This is a genomic window from Oliverpabstia intestinalis, from assembly GCF_009696065.1.
Lineage (GTDB): Bacteria > Bacillota > Clostridia > Lachnospirales > Lachnospiraceae > Oliverpabstia > Oliverpabstia intestinalis.
Map to the genome: position 1 here is coordinate 21,263 of NZ_VUMS01000020.1, position 22,037 is coordinate 43,299.

A 22,037-nucleotide genomic window follows, 5' to 3' on the forward strand; every position below is an offset into this window, starting at 1 on the left:
TATCAAGGAGGAGAAGAAAAAATATGGACAGAGCGCAGGCAAGAAAAAAAGCAGAAGCCCTGGTAGCAAAAATGACCATCGAGGAGCGGGCTGGACAGCTCAAATACGATGCCCCGGCGATTGAACGGCTGGGAATTCCGACTTATAACTGGTGGAATGAGGCACTTCACGGAGTGGCACGTGCAGGTACTGCAACGGTATTTCCACAGGCAATCGGTTGTGCGGCCATGTTTGATGAAGAGGAGATGCAGAAGATCGCTGATGTGATTGCAGAAGAGGGCAGAGCCAAGTATAATGCATTTTCCAAAGAAGAAGACAGAGATATTTACAAAGGACTGACTTTCTGGTCACCGAACATCAATATTTTCCGTGATCCGAGGTGGGGACGCGGGCATGAAACGTATGGAGAAGATCCGTTTCTGACCGCGAGACTCGGTGTGGCATTTATCAAGGGCTTACAGGGAGATGGTGAGACGATGAAAGTGGCGGCATGTGCAAAGCATTTTGCCGTACATTCCGGTCCGGAGGCGATCCGTCATGAGTTTGATGCGGTAGTTTCACAAAAAGACCTGTATGAGACTTATCTTCCGGCTTTTGAGGCGGCAGTTAAAGAAGGTGGTGTGGAAGCAGTGATGGGAGGATATAACCGGACCAATGGAGAACCAAGCTGCGGAAGCAAGACGTTACTGAAAAAAATTCTTCGGGAAGACTGGGGATTTGAGGGACATGTGGTATCGGACTGCTGGGCAATCCAGGATTTTCACCAGTTCCATAAGGTTACAAACGGACCGAAAGAGTCCGCACAGATGGCACTGGAAGCGGGATGTGACCTGAACTGTGGATGCACCTATGCATATATCATGGCTGCACTGCAGGACGGACTGGTGACGGAAGAACAGATCACCGAATCCTGTATCCGTGTGTTTACCACCCGTTTTCTTCTGGGAATGTTCGACGGAAGTGAATACGATGATATTCCATATGAGGTTGTGGAGTGTAAGGAACATCGAAACCTGGCTGTGGAAGCGGCGCACAAGGGAATGGTACTTTTGAAAAATGACGGTATCCTGCCGTTGGATAAACGGAAAATCCGTACGATTGGCGTTGTGGGACCGAATGCCAACAACCGGATCGCACTGCAGGGGAATTATCATGGAACTTCTTCCCGTTACGTAACGGTGTTGGAAGGTATCCAGAAAGAAGTGGAAGACGACTGCCGGGTATATTATGCAGAAGGATCACATATGTATAAAGATACGATGGAAAATCTGGCCTGGAAGGATGACAGGATCTCGGAAGCGGTGATCACGGCGAAACAGTGTGATGTGACGATCGTGGTACTGGGTCTTGATGAACTGATGGAAGGAGAAGAGCCGGATCAGAGCAACCGTGGACAGGCAGGAGACAAAGCCTCTCTGGAATTCCCGGGCTGCCAGCAGAGACTCCTCGAGGCAGTTACTGCTGTGGGAAAACCGGTGATCACTGTTGTTCTCTCCGGAAGCGCCATGGATCTTCGGTATGCGGATGCCCATACGAATGCCATCTTACAGGCATGGTATCCGGGAGCAGAGGGTGGAACTGCTGTGGCGGATGTCCTTTTTGGCAGAGTATCGCCGAGCGGAAAACTGCCGGTGACCTTCTATAAGGATACCTCCGATCTACCGGAATTTACCGATTATTCCATGAAAAACAGAACTTACCGTTATATGGAACAGGAAGCGTTGTATCCGTTTGGCTTTGGTCTGACTTATGGGAATGTGAAGGTGTCAGCAGCAGAATTTGCTGAACAGCCGGAAAAAGAAAAACCGGTAAAGATTCGCTGTACGGTGACAAATACGGGAAAATGGGATACAGAAGAGGTTGTTCAGGTTTACATCAAAGACTGGAAGTCAAAATATGCAGTCCGAAATCACAGCCTGTGCGGATTCCGGCGCGTGAGGGTGAAGGCGGGAGAGAGTATCGAGACAGAACTTACCATCGATCCGCGGGCATTTACCATCGTGGACGAAGAGGGAAAACGTTATGTCGATAGCAACAAATTCTCTCTGTATGTAGCAACCACTCAGCCGGATGCCAGAAGTACGGCACTGACGGGACACGAAGCGGTGGAACTGCGGGTAGTGTTTGCATAGCAGATGGAGGTGTCGGGATGCAGATGACATTTCGCTGGTATGGAGATGGAAATGATGATATTACACCGGAGATGATCCGGCAGATTCCGGGCGTGGGCGGACTTGTCTGGGCACTTCACGACAAGCAGCCGGGAGAGATCTGGACAGTGGAAGAGATTGAGAAAGTGCGAGCGCGCATCGAGGGTGCAGGTTTTCACATGGATGTGGTGGAGAGTGTCAACGTCCATGACGATATTAAGATCGGTCTGCCCACACGGGATCAGTATATTGAAAATTATAAGACAACATTGAAAAACCTTGCAAAATTCGGTGTCAAAGTAGTGACTTACAATTTTATGCCGATCTTTGACTGGACACGGACGGATCTTTTTCATCCGCTGGAGGATGGATCCAATGCGTTATATTATGAAAAAAGCAAGATACAGGATGATTATAAGGAGATGGCGGAGTATATCCTGAAAAATCTGCACGGGAAAACATTTCCGGGCTGGGAGCCGGAGCGGATGGCGAAACTGGATGAACTTTTTGAGGCGTACCGCCCGGTGACGAAGGAAAAACTCTGGGAAAACCTGCAGTATTTTCTGGAAGCCATTATGCCGACCTGCCATGAGACCGGGATCAAGATGGCGATCCATCAGGATGATCCCCCATGGGATATTTTCGGGATTCCGAGACTGCTTTGTGATAAAGAATCTATAGGAAGGTTTCTTCATATGGTAGATGATGAATACAACTGTCTGTGTCTGTGTTCCGGATCGCTGGGTGCGAATATGAAAAATAATGTGGCAGATATCATTCGAACCTACTGTGACCGGATCGCTTTTGCCCATATCCGAAACCTCCGACACTACCCGAACGGAGATTTTTCAGAAGTTTCCCACAGAGACTGTGACGGTGATACCGGGATTCTGGAAATTATGCGAGCCTATCACGACTGTGGTTATACCGGCTATGTACGCCCGGATCACGGAAGACATCTCTGGGGAGAAGAAGGCCATTGCCGACCGGGCTACGGACTGTATGACCGGGCACTGGGAATCATGTATCTGTGGGGATGTTGGGATATGCTGGAACGATTGGGTGGAAAAATCTGAGGTAACCGAAAACAGTCAAATATTGTATGGCTGTAACTGTTCAGTACCTTCACAGTTACGAGCCAAAATGCATTTAAACGATAAAAACACGCTTTGCGAGTTTTTCGGCACTCCTCAAGGTTCCGTGCAAGCACGGACTTTGACTCGTTGCTCGCGTAAATCACCTTCGGTGATGGCATTTTGGCTTGTATGTCTCGGGATTTTGACATATTCATGTCAAAACACCTCGCGAGACAGTGGATACTGAATAGTTACGTATGGCTGTTCTATATACCTGTAACGCTCAAAAACATTTGTAATATGCAAGTTTTACTTTGGAGAATGGCTACTTACTTATGTTTTTGATTCTGATATTTCGTATAAAAGAAAAATATATATTGAAAAATAAAAATGGAACCTGAGAATTCAAAAAATGAATGCCTGGTTCCATTTTTTTGCATTGCATGAGATCTTGACGACTGCCGCGCCAACGAGTCAAATTCGCGAAGCGTTCAACGATTAAGCAAAGGTTTTAATAAAGCCTCCATCCTCTGTCCAGGCCTTCCATTCTTCCTTCACATCTTCATTCGGATCTCCCTGCTTCATAAAGCTCGTCCAGCAGGTCACCATTTCCTCAGCCAGTGCATGATCCTCAGCGGTCATCGGGCGCCAGCAACGGTTCAGAGTTCCGAAAGTGTACCACAGTTCCGAAGAGTGGAAAGCACCGTCATCACTACCCGGCAGATCATGGCAGAATTCATAGAGATATACCGGAAGATTCTGCTTCCGGCAGGCATTTGCAAAAGAGACGGCAGCAGTGAAGAAACCACCCTCTCTGTGGGAAGCACCCTCCGGAATAAACAGATCATCCTTGGTAACACCCATCAGATAGGGGATATGGGCCATGCCCCCTTCTTTTGTCAGAACATCCGGAGTATCCGGAAGTACATGACCGTCGACGACCGGACGAAACGGAAGGGATGGGTACAGAGCCATCAGTTCATCGGATTTGTCCAGAAGGTCTTCTGCGGGGAGTCTGCGTAACTCTTCGATAGAAGAAACACCGCACAGTTCATAGAACTTATCCGTTACCGCCTGCGCCTGTGCTTTGGTAAATACCATTGGAGACGGAAAACAGGCAATGCTTCCGCTCTGAAGGATAGCCTGATGGATCATCGGTGTGGCCAGCGGAGAAAATGTGAGTACATGTGAACTCATGGCTCCGGCGGACTGGCCCATGATTGTGATGTTATCCGGATTCCCACCGAAGGCAGCGATATTTTCAGAGATCCACTCCAGTGCGGCAATCTGGTCGAGCAGTCCCTGGTTGCCGCTGAAACCAAGTTCCTCTTCCTGTTTCTGATCATAAAGGAAACCAAACACGTTGACGCGGTAAGAAATAGTCGCCAGGATCACACCTTTTTTTGCATAAGCTTCCCCATCAAACTCCAGTTCTGTGGAAAACCCATGTTCAAAGCCACCCCCGTGAATCCATACTGCTACCGGAAGTTTTTCAGAAGCAGTATGTGCCGGCGTCCAGATGTTCAGATACAGACAGTCTTCAGAAATCGGAAAATGAAAGTCCGGGTTATCATAGAATTCTTTCTGATATAAACCGTCCGGGTCGGTGAAATGCTGCATGGGGATGGAACGGAAAGTAAACGCATCATAAGCTTCTTTGAAGCTTTCCGGTTTTTGAGGTGGTGCAAAACGAAGAGCACCTGTGGGAACCTTTGCAAATGGAATGCCCCGAAAAACAGAATATCCATCTTTCTGAATACCGTTAATAGTTCCATAATTACTTGATACAGTTGTTAAAGTTGCCATTGGATAACCTCCTTGTTATCTCCGTTACGTTATTTTATAAAATGAAATGATTCAATATATAAATTAATCATAGGATAAATCCGCAAAAAGTACCAGTAGTAAAAATACACAAAGATAGAAATTGAGAATTGGGAAAAAAGCTGTATAAACAGGGGGCAATTGAATAGTGAAATAATTTAGCCAGCAGAGGAATGAAAATTTGAACACATATTGATACCTGGAGATATGCGAAAAAATCAAATTGAAACCCATAGATTTTATTGATTGATTCAAATAAAATGAAACGGTTCAAAGATAAAGAAGATAAAAACTAAATAGAAAAATTGATGGAAAGGTAAAAATGCACAAAAAGTAACCGGTAACTTTGATCAAAAATCACAATTGCTTTGTGCAAGATGTTGTAGTATAGTAAATACAACGAAAGGAACTACGAAGAAACGAAAATGAACCGTTTCAAAGTAGCAAAGTGCATAAACTATTTTAGGAGGATATCTGATATGAAAAGAAAAGTAGTTGCAGCAATATTAACAATGGCAATGGCAGGAAGCCTGCTGGCAGGATGCGGAAGCTCTTCTTCCGATGACTCTTCTTCCAAGAACGAAACCACAACAACAGATGAAAGCGGAAGCAGTGATTCCACAGCCAGCGCGCGTGAAGATTTCAGCGGTGTATCTATCACCATGCTGAACACAAAGAGTGAGATCGAATCTCAGCTGGAAGCTGCCGCTGAACAGTGGGGTGAACTGACAGGAGCAAAACTGGAAGTTTACACTATCGGTAGTGGTACACCTTCTCAGGAAGTATCTGCAAGATATGCAGCAAAGAATGCGCCGACACTGATCATGTGTGACCCGCAGGACGTTGCTTCTATCTGCGAAGAAAAAGGCGTAGATCTGAGTGATGAATCCTGGGCAGCAAATGGTGGTACACAGTATGGTATCACAGGTAATGACGGAAAACTGTACAGCTTCCCATTCTGTATCGAAGGCAGAGGTATGATCTACAACAAAACAGCAATCGAAGATACTCTGGGAGAAGACTGGGATCCGACTTCTGTAACAAACATGGATGACTTCGAAGCACTGCTGAAAAAACTGGTAGACAACGGTATGGAAAGCCCGGTGGCTCTGAACCAGGAAGACTGGAGCAATGCAGGACATTACTTCACACAGGTATATGAAGAGCAGGACGGAACACTGACCGGTACAGAAAAGATTATGGAAGATCTGAGAAACGGAAGCGTAGATCTGATGTCCAACGAAAGATTTACTTCTCTGATGGATACCTACGATCTGCTGATGGAATATAACATCAATAAAGCAGATCCGCTGGCTGCTGATTACGATGAAAACGCTGCAGATCTGGCAGAAGGTGATGTGGCATTCTGGTTCAACGGAAACTGGGCATGGGCAGAGATTTCTGATTACATTGAAGACGATACTGAAATCGGAATCATGCCGGTACCGCAGAACGGAACAGAAGGAAATGCTAACGTAAATGATTACATCTGTGGTGGTGCTACCAAACAGGTTATGATTGATAAAGAATGTAACGATGAAAAACAGCAGGCAGCAGCAAAAGATTTCCTTGACTGGCTGGCAAACACAGCTGAAGGAAACAAAGTACTGGTTGATGATTGCTCTTTAGTACCTGCATTCTCCAACATCACAGAAGAAGCTACAAATATGCTGGGACAGAGTATCCAGAGATACACAGTAGAAGGAAAACTGTTTGATCAGCCTTCTAATTATCCTGGAGATCACTGGTCAGAAGTTGGTGCGATCATGCAGAAATATCTTGACAAACAGATCGACCGTGCCGAATTCGCAAAAGAAGTTCAGGATTACTGGACAAACCTTTCCGAATAATCAAAAAGGCAGATACATAATTGGTTGCTAGTTAAGAAGTTGCCGGGCAGAGTAATGAACACTGACCCGGCAACTGCTACTAAAAGAGGGAAAGAAAGGCAACGAGATGAATAGTAAAAAAGAAAGCTTATGGAGCAAAGTTTCCACGTTCTTGGTATTTGCAGGTCCTGCAACCTTCGCATTCCTGGCCGTGGTAATCGTACCATTCTTATATGGTGTATATCTGACATTTACAAGCTGGGACGGCGTATCCAGCAACAAACCTTTTGTAGGACTGAAAAACTATGCGGCAGTAGTTGCAGACAGTAGCTTCTGGCAGTCCCTGGGACTGACACTGCTGTATGTGGTAGTTTCCGTAATACTGGTAAACGTGATCGGATTTTTACTGGCACTGCTGGTAACCGGAAAAATCAAAGGAAAGAATTTCTTCCGTGCCGGATTCTTTACCCCGAACCTGATCGGTGGTATCATCCTTGGTTATATCTGGCAGTTCGTATTTAACAAAGTTATTGTTTACTTTGGTGATGCACTGAACGTTACAGTTCTGCAGAAATCCATGCTGTCAGGAAGTGCCTCTGCATTCGCAGCACTGGTACTGGTAACAATATGGCAGTTCTCCGGTTACATGATGTTAATTTATATCGCAGGTCTGACCGGTGTATCCGAAGACCTGAAAGAAGCAGCCAAGATCGATGGCTGTAACGAATCTCAGACAACAAGATATATCGTACTTCCGCTGATGAGAGCATCTTTCACGATCTGTATGTTCCTGACCATCACCAGATGTTTCATGATCTACGATGTGAACCTGTCCCTGACAGAAGGTGGTCCTTACGGATCTACTGTTATGGCTGCCATGTATGTATATCAGAAAGCCTTTTCTGCAAAACAGTATGGTGTCGGACAGACAGAAGCAATCATCCTGTTTATCTTTACAGCGATTATTGCAGTATCTCAGACAATCATCAACAAACGGAAGGAGGTTGAAGCATAATGGAAGGACAGGAAAAGACAGTAAGAGGCATCAAAACGTTCCTGAAAACACTGGTAACTGTAGTGCTGTTTATCATCTATATGTTCCCGTTCTACATGATCGTGCTGAATGCCTTCAAACACAAACGTGATATTATCAAAATGCCACTGAGCTGGGGTGGTAAAAAAGGTTTTACAACAGATAACTTTGTAGATGCTTTCCAGCAGATGAACTTCATGAACATCCTGAAGAACTCCCTGATCATTACCTGTGTGAGTGTGTTCCTGATCATTCTGTTCTCCTCCATGGCAGCTTACATCTTCGTAAGAAAAGCATGGAAGATCAATCAGATCATCTTCATGGTAATGCTGTTTTCCATGGTAATCCCGTTCCAGGTAGTTATGATCCCGCTGATCTCTATCTACGGTGGAACATTTGGAATCCTGAACCACAGAGCAACATTGATATTCATGCATCTGGGCTTCTCGGTATCTATGGCGGTATTCATGTTCCATGGATTTATCAAAGGCGGTGTACCGATCTCACTGGAAGAGGCAGCACAGATTGACGGAGCAGGAAGATTGAGAACATTCTTTCAGATTGTGTTCCCTCTGTTAAAACCGACCACAGCAACACTGGTTATCCTGTATGCCCTGTCTCTGTGGAACGATTACCTGCTGCCGAGCCTGATCCTGACAGATAAATCTCTGTACACGATCCCGATCGCAACCAAGCTGTTCCAGGGAACATACAGCAATGATATGGATCTTCTGATGGCGGCACTGGTTATGGCAATCATCCCGGTAATCATCCTGTATATCGCATTACAGAAATATATTATCGCTGGTGTAGTTGCCGGTGCAGTAAAATCATAATAAAGCGGTACTGAAAGGTGAGTGTATCTGAATCTGATAAAGAAAAGATACACTCACCTTTTCTTATATGAACGGAAAGATGTTGGGGTCAAAAGGTATTTTACCCCCCTTTGATACCGGATTGATCCGTACTTCGTACTCTCACGATCCTGGTATCATAGAAAATAAAGTGCACAACAATACATAGACAATACGAGAAAATAATTCTATAATAAAAATAAATATAGCCTTTTCAGGTTCCGATGAAGGACGCGTCATGTCAGAAACTTGCAGTGTCGAACTTGAGTATCTGATAGGATGGTGTGGAGGAGGAAAATCAAATGGTAACAATCAAAGACGTTGCACGGGATGCCGGTGTATCGGTGGGAACTGTGTCGAACGTACTGAATGGAGGACGTGTCAGTGAAGCGAGGAGAAAGCTGGTAGAAGCGTCCATAGAAAAACTGGGGTATCAGGTGAATACTCTGGCAAAGGGAATGCGGATGCAGAAGACCGATTATGTGGTTGTCATTCTGCCGAATCTGATCAATCCGTATTTTGCACTGTTGCTGGATGCCCTGGAAAGCGAATTGTCAGCAGTCGGAAAACAGGTACTGCTATGCCTGTCCGGTGATAATGCCGAACGGGAAGTGGCATTTATGGATATGGCAAAACAAAATAAAGTTGACGGAATCATTGGTGTGACTTACAGTAAGGTAGAAGAGGAACGGATCGAAAACATGGCTTTTGTTTCCATCGACCGTCATTACAAATCACACATCCCATGTGTGGCAGGAGATAACTGGCAGGGCGGCTGGCTTGCAGCAGAGAATCTGCATAAAAGAGGATCCACCAACCTGTTGTGCTTTATGACAATGTCATCCGTAGACAGTGAAGTACGAAAAAGAAGAGTCGGTTTTACTGAATATTGTATGGAACATGATCTTTCCTGTAATAGTGTGGAAATGTCAGAAAAACAGATTGTTTCGGTCTATGAATCCTACGGATCCAGAAAACTGATCCACAATATGCTGCGGGCTTATATTTCCCCTTCCATGGGAGAACATTCCATCGATGGAATCTTTACCAGTTCGGATCACCTCGCAACGATTGTACGGGAAGAACTCGAAGAGATGGGAAAACGGGTTCCGGAAGATATCCAGATTATCGGATACGATGGTCTGCAGTTCTTAAATCAGGGGAAACCAATCGTATCGAGCATCGCGCAGCCGTTGCACGAGATTGCAAAACAGGCGGTGAAGAGTCTCACAGATATGATTGAAAACGGAAAAGCAGAGGATGTCACGAACATTCCGGTAACGTTTCATGAAGGATCGACGACAAAACCACTGGAAACAATAAGTGAATAACAATAAAGGAGGAATGTACCATGCCACAGATGCATTGCAATTTTTTTTCTTACGCTCTGGGTCACGGAGCAGATCTTACAATCACGCTGCCGGGAGTAAGTCCCTGTGATATGGATGATCCGGTGTTACTGACGCATCAGATGCCGGAAAAATTCCCGGTATTATACCTGTTACACGGTCATGGAAATGATTATCTTTCCTGGGAACGTTTTACATGCGTCAGCCGTTATGCGGAAGAGTACCGGATCGCGGTAGTTTCTGCATCCGTGGGAAATTCTCTGTATATGGATACGATCTACGGAGAAAAATTTTACGATTTTATTGGAAAAGAACTTCCTGAATTCGTAAAAGCATACTTCCCGATTTCAGATCGTCCGGAGGATACCTATATTGCAGGAGCTTCCATGGGCGGATATGGTGCGCTGATCCATGCGATGACAGACACAGAACAATATCGCGCGGTTGGTGCATTTTCACCGGCTACGGTCTGGTCGAAAGAGATGGAAGAAAAAGTCGGACATCAATATCCGGATGCGATGGATCTCTATCAGACGATCAAAGACGATCTGGATGCAGGCAAAAAGCTGCCGGATATTTTCTTCTGTGTGGGAAATGATGATTTCCTGATTGAATCGGTGGACCAGTTCGAGGAATATCTGAATTCTTTGAAAATTGAGCACCGTTTTGACCGTGTGGACGGTTATGAACACGAATGGAGATTCTGGGAACTGGAACTTCCAAAGTTCCTGGACTGGCTGCCGAGAACAGACAGCTATGCGAAGATGGGAAAACATAAAATGTAAATTATATATGCGAGTGCAAAAGGGGATTTTTTATGAATTTTGATGCATTTGAGAAAAAAGTCAAAGATCTGGGTGTGCTGGGGATCGTTGTGACGAAGGACGGCAAAGAAATCGGAAAGAAACTGTGGGATGAACAGTGCAGAAGAAATGTATATTCTGCCAGCAAAAGTTTCACTTCCACAGCTGTGGGAATTGCAGTAAAAGAAGGTCTGCTATCCCTGGATGAAAAACTGGTGGACTGTTTTGACGAAGATCTTCCGGAAACTGTCAGTGAGAACCTTGCAAAGGCTACGGTAAAAGACCTTCTGACCATGTGCCTCGGACAGGAAAAAGCGGAACTGATGGGTGCACAGCGCCCGGTTTATGAGGAAGAGGACTGGGTGAAGATGAGTCTTGCCCTCCCGTTTGTCTACGAGCCGGGAACAAAGTTTGTATACAATAACGTAGGTCCGTATCTTGCAGGTGTTCTGGTAGAACGGAGAGCCGGATGTGATCTGGTATCCTACCTGTATCCGCGACTGTTCAAACCGCTGGGCATCGCCCGTCCGACCTGGGAACTGGATCCCTATGGTCATGTCTTCGGTGCCGGCGGACTTTACCTGACAATGGATGAACTCCACAAACTGGGACTTCTCTATCTGCAGAACGGAAACTGGAACGGAAAACAACTGGTACCGGAAAGCTGGGTAAAAGCAGCTACCAGCAAACAGGTTGAAAATGATGTAGACAGCTTCGGTTACGGTTATCTGTTCTGGGGCGGCAGAGAAAACACCTTCCGTGCCGACGGAAAATACTGCCAGTGGTCCATCATCAGTCGCGAGAAAAACGCAGTCGTCACCGTTGTTGCAGAATGCCGCAGAAGCCCGGAACTGATGGATGCGGTGTTTACTGAGGTATTTCCGCAGGTATAAACGGATAATGAAACATATAATGATATCATATAATACAAAAGAAGCAGAAATCTATTTTCGGATTTCTGCTTCTTTTGCATGTGGGTCAGCGAAAACCTGAAATGCCTATCTGGCATTCTAAAATTATAAAACCGGCAATGATACATTTACTTTGCGGATTCACAGGTCATACTGTTCGCAAAAAACCTTCCATCACATCCATCGCCGCCCCATAAGCCGCCGCTCCGGTCTGGTAGGTACACAGTTTTACAAAGCTGCCATCGTCTTCGAAAGTATTGCGTTCAGCAACCAGGTGGCGGATCGTATCGAGCCAGGGGGTGAGAAAGCTTCCTACATAACCGCCGAGGACGATATCGTAGTCGAGGAGCATATGCAGGTTGTTGATGACGACAGCCAGATGTTTCAGATAGGTGTCCCAGACAGAACGATAGTCCGGGTTGTTCTGCTGCAGTCCGAGAAAGAAATCTTCCAGCCGTCCGCCGGACAGATCCGAGAGGAGTCTGGCGGAACAGTAGGCATCGACGCAGCCGGTTTTTCCGCAGTAACACGGTTTTCCATCGGGAATCAGAGTCATGTGACCGGCTTCTCCACAGCGGAAAGCATCGCCTGGAAGCAGATTTCCATCGTGAAAGATGGCACCGCCCACGGTGTTACTCAGAGAAAGATAAAAGAAGGAGGAAGGCAGATCCGAACCGATGCCTTCCGCAAAAGCCCCTGCATTTGCATCATTTAAAAAGGTACAGTGCCATGAGAAAGACGATTGTATTTCCCCAAAAGGCAGATCCCGCACACCGAGGGCATGGGAATAAGTGATCATTTTCTGCACCGGATCGACGATTCCTGGAAGAGAGATGCCAAGACCGAGGATCTGTTCTCCGGAAATCTCCGTTTCCAGGAGAAAATCATCAATTTTCTGACAGACTTCGGAGAAATAGGCGGAACTTCTGGAAAAACCAAGCTGCATTCTTTCATATTTTATAATGTCGCCGGTCAGATTCAAAAGAAGGATGCCAAGATGATTTCGGGTGATATCCAGTCCGATGGAAAACCGATAATCCGAAGCGGCACACAGCGCTCTGGCTCTGCGGCCACCGGTGGACTGCATCTCTCCGAGATCCCGCAGAAGCCCCGATTCGAGAAGTTCTCTGGTGGTGTTGGTCACGGTTGGGAGACTCAGGTGCAGGTCGGAGACAATATCCGGATTGGATACCGTTCCATGGGTACAAATATAACGGAAAATCTGATTCCGGTTTTTCTTTTTCACTTCTTTATTTGTCAGTCGTTGATGCTCCATAGTCCCCTCCATTTATTCTTATATATTCTGAAAAATAGTAAGTTTCATTCGTATCAGATTAAATTATAACATGATTTTGCGAGAAATGTTAAAAATATCTGCTTATGCGATTAGTATAAATTCTGTGCATCGCAAAGCGTGTTACTGGGAACGGAGTGAACGGTAACCATTTTCATGCCGGAACACCTCACGGGATCCTATCTGCTGAAGGATTATAAAAAACCAAAAAAAATCAGGAAAATGCTAGACAAGATTCTGAAATCAGGGTACAGTAGTAAGGTACAAAAATTTTAGAAAGTGAGTAACGTATGGAGAAAGGAAACAAACGAGGAAATTTTACCGGATCTATTGGATTCGTACTTGCAGCAGCAGGAAGTGCTGTCGGACTGGGAAATATCTGGAGATTTCCGTATCTGGCAGCGAAGGATGGAGGAGGAACCTTCATTCTGGTTTACATTATTCTGGCACTGACCTTTGGTTTTACGCTGTTGACCACAGATGTAGCCATCGGAAGAAAAACCGGACAGAGTCCGTTGAATGCGTACCGGATGATTCACCCCAAATGGGGCGGTCTTGGCATTCTGGCGTGTATCATTCCGGTTGTGATTCTGCCCTATTACTGTTCCATCGGTGGATGGGTACTGAAATATCTGGGAACCTTTATCACCGGACATGGGGTGGAAGCCGCACAGGACGGTTATTTTACCGGCTATATCACAAGCGTGTGGCAGCCGATCATCTGGCTGTTTATCTACCTGTTCCTGACCGCATTTGTTGTTTACAGGGGAGTAAACAAAGGAGTTGAAAATTACAGCAGGATCCTGATGCCGATTCTTCTGGTAATGATCGTTGGTATATCCATCTTTTCGATGACGTTGTCTCACAGCGATGCGGACGGTGTGACAAGAAGCGGTCTGCAGGGGCTGAAAGTTTATCTGGTACCAAATTTCAGTGGTATGACACTGAAAGACTTTGTGATCGTATTTGTCGATGCACTGGGACAGCTGTTCTTCTCGATCAGTGTGGCGATGGGTATTATGGTAACTTATGGATCTTACGTAAAGAAAGAGACCAATCTGATGCGGTCTATTAATCAGATTGAATGGTTTGATACCGCGGTGGCTCTGCTGGCCGGTCTGATGATCGTTCCGGCCGTGTATACGTTCATGGGAACGGAGGGAATGTCCGCCGGTCCGGGACTGATGTTTGTATCACTGCCGAAGATTTTTGAGGCGATGGGAGCAGCCGGTCCGGTCATCGGAACGATTTTCTTCCTGATGGTATCTTTTGCAGCGTTAACATCTTCCGTATCTGTCATGGAATCGATTGTATCTAACATTATTGACCGGTTCCATGTGAGCAGAAAGAAAGGAACGGTTCTGGTAACAATCTATGCATGTATTGTCGGAGTGATCGTGTGTCTGGGATACAATGTCCTGTACTTTGAACTGAAACTTCCGAATGGTGCGGTTGCACAGATTCTGGATCTGATGGATTACCTGAGCAACAACCTGCTGATGCCGACTGTTGCACTGCTCAGCTGTATCCTGATCGGCTGGGTGGTAAAACCACAGACCATTATCGATGAAGTAACGATTGGCGGCTATAAGTTCGGAAGAAAGAAACTGTATATTGTTATGGTAAAATTCGTCGCGCCGGTTCTGCTGGCAGCACTGCTTCTGCAGTCACTGGGTGTGTTCAGCCTGTAGGGAATACCTGAAAAGGATTGGGCGAGTACGAAGTACAGAACAATTCAGTATCAAAAACATAAAAAGTTCGAATTCATAAGTTGTTGTACAACAGATGGATTCGAATTTTTTATGTTTAAGAATGACAGAAGACCTGGAATGGATTTTACCCGTAACTGTGGGTGTACTGAACAGTAATCGGAAATAATGTCAGAAGCAGCTGTATGAAGAAATAGATTGGAAGTTTTGTGAAAAAATGATAAGATAGCAGATATAAAAATGTAAGGAGGCAAAACAATGGCAGATTTATTTCACAGAGTCAGTATTCGAAAGTATCAGGAGAAAAAGGTAGAACCGGAAAAACTGGATTATATTCTGAGGGCGTCCATGGCAGCACCATCTGCCTGTAACCAGCAGCCGTGGGAATTCTACATCGTGGAAGATCCGGAGATTTTAGAAGAACTTTCTGAGACAACACCATACGCAAAACTCACTGCGAAAGCACCGGTGGCAATCGTTACCGCTTACCGGAAAGAATGTACCGTACCGGCGTACGCACAGATTGACCTGAGTATCTGTATGGAAAATATGTGGCTTGCCACCGATGAAGTGGGACTTGGCGGTGTCTGGATGGGAATCGCGCCGTTAGAGGACAGGATGGAAAAAGTAGAAAAAATCATCGGTATTCCGGAAAGTCAGCGAGCCTTCGGTATCTTTGCGCTGGGATATCCGGCAGAAGAGAGAACCCAGCAGGATCGTTATGATGAAACCCGGATCCATCGTGTGACAAGAGGGTAAGGTGAGAACAGGAGTAATACCGAACATAATGTAGTCATGTAAAACTGACAGAATGATATGGAAACAACGTGAGGTGAGAAAATATGGTTACAATTGATCTTATCACCGGATTCTTAGGTTCGGGAAAAACGACATTTATCAAACACTATGCAAAATATCTGATGGATCAGGGAATGAACATCGGGATTCTGGAAAATGATTTTGGCGCGGTCAATGTGGATATGTTATTATTGCAGGAACTGATGGGGGATAAGTGCGAGTTGGAGATGATCGCTGGTGGATGCGACAGGGAAACACACCGGAGGAGATTTCGCACGAAGCTGATCGCGATGGGAATGTGCGGGTATGATCGGGTACTGGTGGAACCATCCGGTGTATACGATGTGGATGAATTCTTTGATGTGCTGCGGGATGAACCACTGGATCGGTGGTATCAGATTGGAAATGTCATTACCGTAGTCAACACAAAGCTGGAGTCGGAACTTTCGGACATGTCTGAGTATCTGCTGGCTTCGGAGGCGGCACATGCGGGTGCGGTTGTGTTGAGCCGAGCAGAAGAGGCAACGAAGGAAGAGATCAAGGCAACGATCACACATCTGAACAGAGCATTGGAAAAGGTAAGCTGCGGTCGCAGACTGGATCAGGAAATTATCCGAAAAGGCAGTCTGGCGCTCACGGATGAGGATTTTGCAAAGCTTCAGCAATGCGGTTATGTGCAGGAAAATTATCAGAAAATGGATTTTACAGAAGAAAACAGTTTTGACACGGTGTATGTGATGGAACGTCAGATGCCGGTGGAGAAAATTCTTGCTGGAATGAAAAAAATCTTTGTAGATCCGTCCTGTGGGGCAGTCTTCCGGATCAAAGGATTTATGCAGGAGGAAAATGGCAGCTGGATCGAGGTCAATGCAACTCGCCATGAACTGAAAAAACAGCCGATCAAAGAAGGACAGGAGATCCTGATCGTGATCGGGGAAGGGTTGCAGGAGGCTGCAATCAGAAAGTATCTCAGCTAAAGGATGAATGAATGTAACTATTCAGCAGGTAGCGTAACTGTGAGGGGAATGAATAGTTACGAATGAATAACAAAAGAAGCAGTCCGGAAGTATAATGAGGGAATATGTGTAAGAAAAGTGTCAGAGGATCCGCAGAAATATCAGGTTTACAGGTAAAGAAGAAGGAGTGGAGGATATGACACAGAAAGAACATATCAGAAAAGCAACAGAGAGAGACTTCCCGGTAGTTTATGAATTCGTGAAAGCGTTGTGGACGTATAATACATATGAGGAAGCAACCGTCAGGCAGGTATATCAAAAAGTACTGGATGATGAGAATAGTTTCGCATGGTTATATGAAGAAAACGGGGTCTGCAGGGGATTTTGTCATGGGGATTATTTTCAGACCTTCTGGATGTCCGGACTGACCTGCTATGTATCCACTCTGATCACCAGAGAAGAAGACAGGGGAAAAGGATATGGGAAAAAATTATTGGATTTTGTAAGCAAAGAGGCACGGGAGAGAGGGTGTAAAGCGATTACTTTGGATTCCGGTCTTCCCAGAACGGCGGCCCATGGATTCTATGAACATTATGGATTCGAAAAATCCTGCTATGGTTTTGAAATGTTTTTATAACCGTATAAGCTCCGGAAAACGGGGCGCACATGGGAGGAAAGTGATGAAAGATAAGTATCAGAAAACCATATATGCCTGTTTTATCGGCTATGTGGTGCAGGCGGTGGTCAATAACTTTGTACCGTTGCTATTTTTAACCTTTGAAAAAACATATGGGATTCCGTTGAGTAAGATTACCATGCTGATCACACTCAACTTTGGTGTTCAGCTGATCGTGGATCTGCTATCTGCCGGATTTGTCGATAAGATCGGCTACAGGGTATCGATCGTGATCGCACATGCGGCATCCGCGCTGGGACTGATCGGACTGGTCGTACTGCCAAACCTTTTACCGGATGCGTATACAGGAATTCTATTGTCTGTTATGATCTATGCGATCGGCGGCGGTCTGATCGAAGTACTGATCAGTCCGATCATGGAGAGCTGCCCGACAGACAACAAAGAAAAAGCGATGAGTCTGTTGCATTCATTTTACTGCTGGGGACATGTGGCAGTTGCACTGATCTCCACCTGCTTTTTTAAAATTTTCGGGATTGAAAACTGGAAGATCCTTGCGTGTGTCTGGGCGATCATCCCGATTGTGAACGGACTGATTTTTACAAAAGCACCGATTGCTCCTCTGGTAGAAGAAGGAGAAACGGGAATGACAATTCTTGACCTGTGCAGGGAGAAAATGTTCTGGATCCTGTTATTGATGATGGTTTGCGCCGGAGCCAGCGAGCAGGCGGTCAGCCAGTGGGCGTCCACTTTCGCGGAAAAAGGTCTGGGAGTAAGCAAATCGATCGGCGATCTGGCAGGACCGATGGCTTTCGCCATCCTGATGGGAAGTGCCAGAGCGTTTTATGGAAAATTCGGTGATAAAATCGATCTTGACAAGTTCATGGTGGGCAGCGGGCTGCTTTGTATAGGCTCTTATCTGCTGATTTCCCTGTCTCCGCTTCCACAGCTGTCCCTGCTGGGATGTGCGATCTGCGGTCTGTCCGTAGGAATTATGTGGCCGGGAAGCTTCAGCAAGGCATCTGCTGTCATGCGAAACGGTGGAACCGCTATGTTTGCATTGTTAGCCCTCGGCGGTGACCTCGGCTGCTCCGGCGGTCCGACACTGGTCGGCTATGTATCCAGCATGTTTTCCGAAGATCTGAAAAAAGGAATCCTTGCAGCGATTGTTTTTCCGGTGTTACTGATTGCAGGAACAGTGTTGTCCGGGAAGAAACGGGCAGTGAAATAAAAAATAATGAGAAAATAAGGGAAGATTCGCCTTGCTTGGTGGAGATTCCCTTATTTTTAGGCGGTTTAAAAAAGGAGTAGATATATGAAAGAGTATCAAAACATCAGCCACGGCTTTGGGCCGGTGTATAACAGAGAATCACGGATTCTGATTCTGGGAAGTTTCCCATCTGTGAAATCAAGGGAACAGGCATTTTTTTACGGGCATCCGCGGAATCGCTTCTGGAAAGTACTGGCGGCGGTATTGAAGGAGGATGAGCCGGAAACGGTGGAAGAGAAAAAGGAGATGCTTCTCAGACGTGGTGTTGCTGTGTATGATGTGATTGAACAGTGCAGTATCATAGGATCCAGTGACAGTAGTATCAAAGATGTGGTTCCGGCTAATCTTGGGATAATCGTGGAAGCATCGCAGATCCGGAAAGTTTACACCAACGGAAAAACAGCAGGAAAACTTTACAGAAAGTATCAGGATAAGGAACTGAACCTTCCGATGGAAGAACTGCCGTCCACAAGCCCTGCCAATGCAGCGTATTCCCTGGAAAAACTGACGGAAATCTGGAGCAGAGCAATCGTGGAAGTCTGAAAAATACATCAAAACATGTTACGTCAATCATGCATGAGGCTTTCAGAAAAACAAAAATATTCGCATAAAAGTCTTTTTCAAACGTCATACTATATCTGCATGTAACAAAAAAAGGAGGCAGTAAGAAATGATGGGACAGGAAGAGACAATCCGGCTGTTACAGGAGTGTGACGCCGGTGTACAGATGGGAATTGCTTCGATTCAGGAGGTACTTCCGTATGTAAAAGAAGAAAAATTCCGGCAGCTGTTACTTGGATGCAGGGATAAACATGAAAAACTGCAGGAGGAGATCCGGCAGAAACTGGAAGTTAACCGGGATGAGAGGAAAGAACCGAACCTGATGGCAAAAGGCATGTTCTGGATGAAGACGAAAGGAAAACTGGTGCTGGATGAGTCTGACGCAACGATCGCCGATCTGATGACGGATGGATGCAATATGGGAATCAAGTCGCTGCACCGCTGTCTGAACCAGTATGCAGAGGCTGACGAAAAGGCAAAGGATATTGCCAAACGGCTGATTAATATAGAAGAAAAACTTACGGTGGATATTCGTTCGTATCTGTAAAAGTAAGACGATGTTTCATAACTTCTGAACAGGGGATGAGACATCGTTTTTTTGTTTCCGGCCAATTTTCTTCCCGTAAATGAAAAAACATTCTACGGAGAGCCATACTGCGACGTTAAAAATTTAACAGAAAAGTCGAAATTGACATAAAGGTACGCACAAGCATGTCAATAGAGAAAATAGTTGGAAAATTGCTGAAATTTACACAAAAAAACGGCGCATTTTTGACGGGATGATAAAAATCACGTAGGAAAACAATCAAACATTGTAATCATGACGGCAACATGGCATAATAAGAAAGGAAATGTTAAGAAAAAGAAAATAAGAAGTAAAACAAAAGTAAAAAGAAACCAAATTTAGAATGTGTCCATTCCGGAAACAGATCCGGGATGTCAGACAACAGAGGAGAAACATATGGCAATTTTTTCAATGATTTTGTCTTTGCTATGCGGTGTAGCATTATTTTTGTTTGGAATGTCTTTGATGGGCGATGGCCTGAAGATGGTGGCAGGTAACAAACTGGAAGCCTTCTTATATCGAATGACAAATACACCGTTGAAAGGAGTAGCTCTTGGTACGGGTGTTACCAGTGTGATTCAGTCATCATCCGCCACGACGGTCATGGTCATCGGTTTTGTAAACTCCGGTATGATGAAACTGAAGCAGGCGATCGGTATCATCATGGGTGCCAACATCGGAACCAGTATTACCGGCTGGATCCTGTGTCTTTCTTATATTGGAGGAAGCGGTGGCGGAATCGCAAGTATCTTTTCTACTGCGACGATTTCTGCCGTTGTAGCTGTAATTGGCATTATTTTCCGTATGTTCTGCAAACGTTCCGTACATAAGAATATTGGAAATATCATGCTTGGTTTTGCCATTTTGATGACAGGTATGCAGATGATGAGTGGAGCAGTTTCTCCGCTGCGTGAAAATCCTACCTTTATCAAGATGCTGACGATGTTTTCCAACCCGCTGGCAGGTATTCTGGTAGGTATCCTGTTTACAGCAGTTTTACAGAGTGCATCTGCCACCGTTGGTGTGCTGCAGGCACTTTCTGTTACCGGTCTCTTAACATTTGCAAGTGCTTTCCCTATCGTACTGGGAATCGGTGTTGGTGCGGCCTGTCCGGTTCTGATCTCTGCGATCGGCGCCAATAAAAATGGAAAGAGAACTGCACTGGTCTATCTGCTGAACGACCTGTTCGGACTGATCATGTGGTCTGTTATCTTTTATACAGCCAATGCATTTGTTCACTTTACCTTTACAGATATGGTGATGACACCGGTATCTATCGCACTGTTAAATACAGTATTCCGTGTGGCAACTGTAGTAGTACTGTTCCCGTTTATTCCGAAACTCGAGAAGCTGGTATGTATTCTGGTAAAAGACAGTGCGGAAGAACTGGAAGACGAAGCAGATTTTGATCTGTTAGAGGAACGTCTGCTGAACTATCCGGCACTGGCAATTGCACAGTGTCACCGTGCGATGAACGGCATGGCAAAGAAACTTCGCAAGAATGTCAACAGAGCCATGAATCTGTTGAATGAATATCAGCAGGATAAGTTTGACAAAGTACAGAGAAAAGAAGATCTGATTGACAAATATGAAAGCCGTCTGGGAGAATATCTGATTCAGCTGACAAAGCGTGAGATGAACACGGTACAGACCCGTCAGGTATCTCTGTATCTGCACACGATCGGTGACTTTGAGCGTATCGGAGACCATGCTTCTTATATTGCGCATATGTCCAACGAGATGCATGACAATCACACAGACTTTTCACCGGCAGCATGGAATGAGCTGAATATCGTTATGGAAGCGGTACGCGAAGAAATCAACATTACCTGCAACGCTTTTCTGAATGATGATAAAGAGGCAGCACAGAGGGTGGCTCCTCTCGGTGTGGTCATCACACATCTGTGTGACGAGCTGAAGATGCACCATGTGGAACGATTGAGCAATGGCAATTGCGGGCTGGAAGAGGGAACTGTATTTAACGACATCCTGAATAGCTTTGGGCGAATTGCATCCCATTGTGCAAGTGCCATGGTAGCCCTGATGAAGAGTGGCGAACAAGACCCGGATATGCATATCCGCGACAGTAAGATCTATCCAACGGACAGTTTCGAATATTACACATACTTCAGCGAGTACAAAAAGAAATATGATATCACTGATAAAAGTGAAGAGCATGTGCTGAGCATGGAGCCGGAAGAAATAGAATAAAAAATATAAATTCAGAAAGCTTCCCGGGATTTTCCCGGGAAGCTTTTTTACTCTACAGGAAATTGCTTTCCTGTAAAGTAAAAAACGCTCTGCGAGGATGCGCAGTGTGTTTCTCATAGTTTACATGAAATTATTTTTACGGAATCCTTTGTTGCTGTTCACTGATGATATTCTGCAAGGCGTGTTGCTGAGAACGGAGTGGACAGTAAC

18 protein-coding genes are annotated in these 22,037 nt (G+C 45.4%); 16 read left to right on the plus strand and 2 right to left on the minus strand.

Annotated elements, in window-relative coordinates; translation table 11 throughout:
* The first annotated feature begins 23 nt into the window (after positions 1–23).
* Entirely contained in the window at positions 24–2,132 is a 2,109-nt protein-coding gene (locus tag FYJ57_RS10905; protein WP_154432660.1) for a glycoside hydrolase family 3 C-terminal domain-containing protein, read from the plus strand.
* 17 nt (positions 2,133–2,149) lie between these two features.
* The gene (uxuA, locus tag FYJ57_RS10910) at positions 2,150–3,226 is read left to right on the plus strand and encodes a mannonate dehydratase (RefSeq protein ID WP_154432661.1); all 1,077 of its coding nucleotides are present in this window, start codon (positions 2,150–2,152) and stop codon (positions 3,224–3,226) included.
* A 498-nt stretch (positions 3,227–3,724) separates the two neighbouring features.
* On the opposite strand, the gene FYJ57_RS10915 is transcribed toward uxuA, so the two are convergent.
* A complete protein-coding gene (locus tag FYJ57_RS10915) occupies positions 3,725–5,032 on the minus strand; it encodes a carboxylesterase/lipase family protein (protein ID WP_154432662.1) in 1,308 nt (435 codons plus the stop codon).
* 497 nt (positions 5,033–5,529) lie between these two features.
* Here FYJ57_RS10915 and FYJ57_RS10920 point away from each other — a divergent pair, with 497 nt between their 5' ends.
* The 6 genes from FYJ57_RS10920 to FYJ57_RS10945 all read left to right on the plus strand — a co-directional run bounded on the left by FYJ57_RS10920 (position 5,530) and on the right by FYJ57_RS10945 (position 11,811).
* A complete protein-coding gene (locus tag FYJ57_RS10920) occupies positions 5,530–6,900 on the plus strand; it encodes an ABC transporter substrate-binding protein (protein WP_205839962.1) in 1,371 nt (456 codons plus the stop codon).
* Positions 6,901–7,006: 106 nt separating this feature from the next.
* On the plus strand, positions 7,007–7,894 hold the full coding sequence (locus tag FYJ57_RS10925) for a carbohydrate ABC transporter permease (RefSeq protein WP_154432664.1): 888 nt from the start codon (positions 7,007–7,009) through the stop codon (positions 7,892–7,894).
* The gene (locus FYJ57_RS10930; protein ID WP_117525691.1) at positions 7,894–8,748 is read left to right on the plus strand and encodes a carbohydrate ABC transporter permease; all 855 of its coding nucleotides are present in this window, start codon (positions 7,894–7,896) and stop codon (positions 8,746–8,748) included. The genes FYJ57_RS10925 and FYJ57_RS10930 overlap by 1 nt, the downstream gene beginning before the upstream one ends.
* Before the next feature lie 320 nt (positions 8,749–9,068).
* Positions 9,069–10,097, plus strand: coding sequence for a LacI family DNA-binding transcriptional regulator (locus FYJ57_RS10935; RefSeq protein ID WP_154432665.1), 1,029 nt, complete (start codon positions 9,069–9,071; stop codon positions 10,095–10,097).
* A 20-nt stretch (positions 10,098–10,117) separates the two neighbouring features.
* Positions 10,118–10,900 carry an alpha/beta hydrolase gene (locus FYJ57_RS10940; protein ID WP_154432666.1) on the plus strand — a complete coding sequence of 261 codons (783 nt, stop codon included), beginning with the start codon at positions 10,118–10,120 and terminating at the stop codon, positions 10,898–10,900.
* Positions 10,901–10,932: 32 nt separating this feature from the next.
* Positions 10,933–11,811: a serine hydrolase domain-containing protein gene (locus FYJ57_RS10945; protein ID WP_154432667.1), complete on the plus strand. Its 879-nt coding sequence runs from the start codon at positions 10,933–10,935 to the stop codon at positions 11,809–11,811.
* A gap of 166 nt (positions 11,812–11,977) precedes the next feature.
* Here FYJ57_RS10945 and FYJ57_RS10950 read toward each other — a convergent pair whose 3' ends face one another.
* Complete coding sequence (locus FYJ57_RS10950) at positions 11,978–13,105, minus strand: ROK family protein (protein WP_154432668.1); 1,128 nt, start codon at positions 13,103–13,105, stop codon at positions 11,978–11,980.
* Between the two features lie 308 nt (positions 13,106–13,413).
* Between FYJ57_RS10950 and FYJ57_RS10955 the strand changes: the two genes are divergently transcribed.
* The 8 genes from FYJ57_RS10955 to FYJ57_RS10990 all read left to right on the plus strand — a co-directional run bounded on the left by FYJ57_RS10955 (position 13,414) and on the right by FYJ57_RS10990 (position 21,827).
* A complete protein-coding gene (locus tag FYJ57_RS10955; RefSeq protein WP_154432669.1) occupies positions 13,414–14,814 on the plus strand; it encodes a sodium-dependent transporter in 1,401 nt (466 codons plus the stop codon).
* A gap of 276 nt (positions 14,815–15,090) precedes the next feature.
* Positions 15,091–15,591, plus strand: coding sequence for a nitroreductase family protein (locus FYJ57_RS10960; protein ID WP_106492834.1), 501 nt, complete (start codon positions 15,091–15,093; stop codon positions 15,589–15,591).
* Between the two features lie 83 nt (positions 15,592–15,674).
* Complete coding sequence (locus tag FYJ57_RS10965; protein ID WP_154432670.1) at positions 15,675–16,607, plus strand: GTP-binding protein; 933 nt, start codon at positions 15,675–15,677, stop codon at positions 16,605–16,607.
* A gap of 175 nt (positions 16,608–16,782) precedes the next feature.
* Positions 16,783–17,223 (plus strand): GNAT family N-acetyltransferase, encoded by a 441-nt coding sequence (locus FYJ57_RS10970; RefSeq protein WP_154432671.1) that lies wholly within the window; start codon positions 16,783–16,785, stop codon positions 17,221–17,223.
* Between the two features lie 43 nt (positions 17,224–17,266).
* A complete protein-coding gene (locus tag FYJ57_RS10975; protein WP_154432672.1) occupies positions 17,267–18,451 on the plus strand; it encodes an MFS transporter in 1,185 nt (394 codons plus the stop codon).
* Positions 18,452–18,535: 84 nt separating this feature from the next.
* Positions 18,536–19,033, plus strand: coding sequence for a DNA-deoxyinosine glycosylase (locus FYJ57_RS10980; RefSeq protein ID WP_106492830.1), 498 nt, complete (start codon positions 18,536–18,538; stop codon positions 19,031–19,033).
* A gap of 130 nt (positions 19,034–19,163) precedes the next feature.
* A complete protein-coding gene (locus FYJ57_RS10985; RefSeq protein WP_117525696.1) occupies positions 19,164–19,598 on the plus strand; it encodes a hypothetical protein in 435 nt (144 codons plus the stop codon).
* A 414-nt stretch (positions 19,599–20,012) separates the two neighbouring features.
* Complete coding sequence (locus FYJ57_RS10990) at positions 20,013–21,827, plus strand: Na/Pi cotransporter family protein (protein WP_118568114.1); 1,815 nt, start codon at positions 20,013–20,015, stop codon at positions 21,825–21,827.
* Positions 21,828–22,037 lie beyond the last annotated feature (210 nt).

What these genes read in the sequence shown, in the direction of transcription:
- FYJ57_RS10905 (WP_154432660.1), top strand. Translation starts at nt 24, where the DNA reads ATGGACAGAGCGCAGGCAAGAAAAAAAGCAGAAGCCCTGGTAGCAAAA.
- uxuA (WP_154432661.1), top strand. Translation starts at nt 2,150, where the DNA reads ATGCAGATGACATTTCGCTGGTATGGAGATGGAAATGATGATATTACA.
- FYJ57_RS10915 (WP_154432662.1), bottom strand. Translation starts at nt 5,032, where the DNA reads ATGGCAACTTTAACAACTGTATCAAGTAATTATGGAACTATTAACGGT.
- FYJ57_RS10920 (WP_205839962.1), top strand. Translation starts at nt 5,530, where the DNA reads ATGAAAAGAAAAGTAGTTGCAGCAATATTAACAATGGCAATGGCAGGA.
- FYJ57_RS10925 (WP_154432664.1), top strand. Translation starts at nt 7,007, where the DNA reads ATGAATAGTAAAAAAGAAAGCTTATGGAGCAAAGTTTCCACGTTCTTG.
- FYJ57_RS10930 (WP_117525691.1), top strand. Translation starts at nt 7,894, where the DNA reads ATGGAAGGACAGGAAAAGACAGTAAGAGGCATCAAAACGTTCCTGAAA.
- FYJ57_RS10935 (WP_154432665.1), top strand. Translation starts at nt 9,069, where the DNA reads ATGGTAACAATCAAAGACGTTGCACGGGATGCCGGTGTATCGGTGGGA.
- FYJ57_RS10940 (WP_154432666.1), top strand. Translation starts at nt 10,118, where the DNA reads ATGCCACAGATGCATTGCAATTTTTTTTCTTACGCTCTGGGTCACGGA.
- FYJ57_RS10945 (WP_154432667.1), top strand. Translation starts at nt 10,933, where the DNA reads ATGAATTTTGATGCATTTGAGAAAAAAGTCAAAGATCTGGGTGTGCTG.
- FYJ57_RS10950 (WP_154432668.1), bottom strand. Translation starts at nt 13,105, where the DNA reads ATGGAGCATCAACGACTGACAAATAAAGAAGTGAAAAAGAAAAACCGG.
- FYJ57_RS10955 (WP_154432669.1), top strand. Translation starts at nt 13,414, where the DNA reads ATGGAGAAAGGAAACAAACGAGGAAATTTTACCGGATCTATTGGATTC.
- FYJ57_RS10960 (WP_106492834.1), top strand. Translation starts at nt 15,091, where the DNA reads ATGGCAGATTTATTTCACAGAGTCAGTATTCGAAAGTATCAGGAGAAA.
- FYJ57_RS10965 (WP_154432670.1), top strand. Translation starts at nt 15,675, where the DNA reads ATGGTTACAATTGATCTTATCACCGGATTCTTAGGTTCGGGAAAAACG.
- FYJ57_RS10970 (WP_154432671.1), top strand. Translation starts at nt 16,783, where the DNA reads ATGACACAGAAAGAACATATCAGAAAAGCAACAGAGAGAGACTTCCCG.
- FYJ57_RS10975 (WP_154432672.1), top strand. Translation starts at nt 17,267, where the DNA reads ATGAAAGATAAGTATCAGAAAACCATATATGCCTGTTTTATCGGCTAT.
- FYJ57_RS10980 (WP_106492830.1), top strand. Translation starts at nt 18,536, where the DNA reads ATGAAAGAGTATCAAAACATCAGCCACGGCTTTGGGCCGGTGTATAAC.
- FYJ57_RS10985 (WP_117525696.1), top strand. Translation starts at nt 19,164, where the DNA reads ATGGGACAGGAAGAGACAATCCGGCTGTTACAGGAGTGTGACGCCGGT.
- FYJ57_RS10990 (WP_118568114.1), top strand. Translation starts at nt 20,013, where the DNA reads ATGGCAATTTTTTCAATGATTTTGTCTTTGCTATGCGGTGTAGCATTA.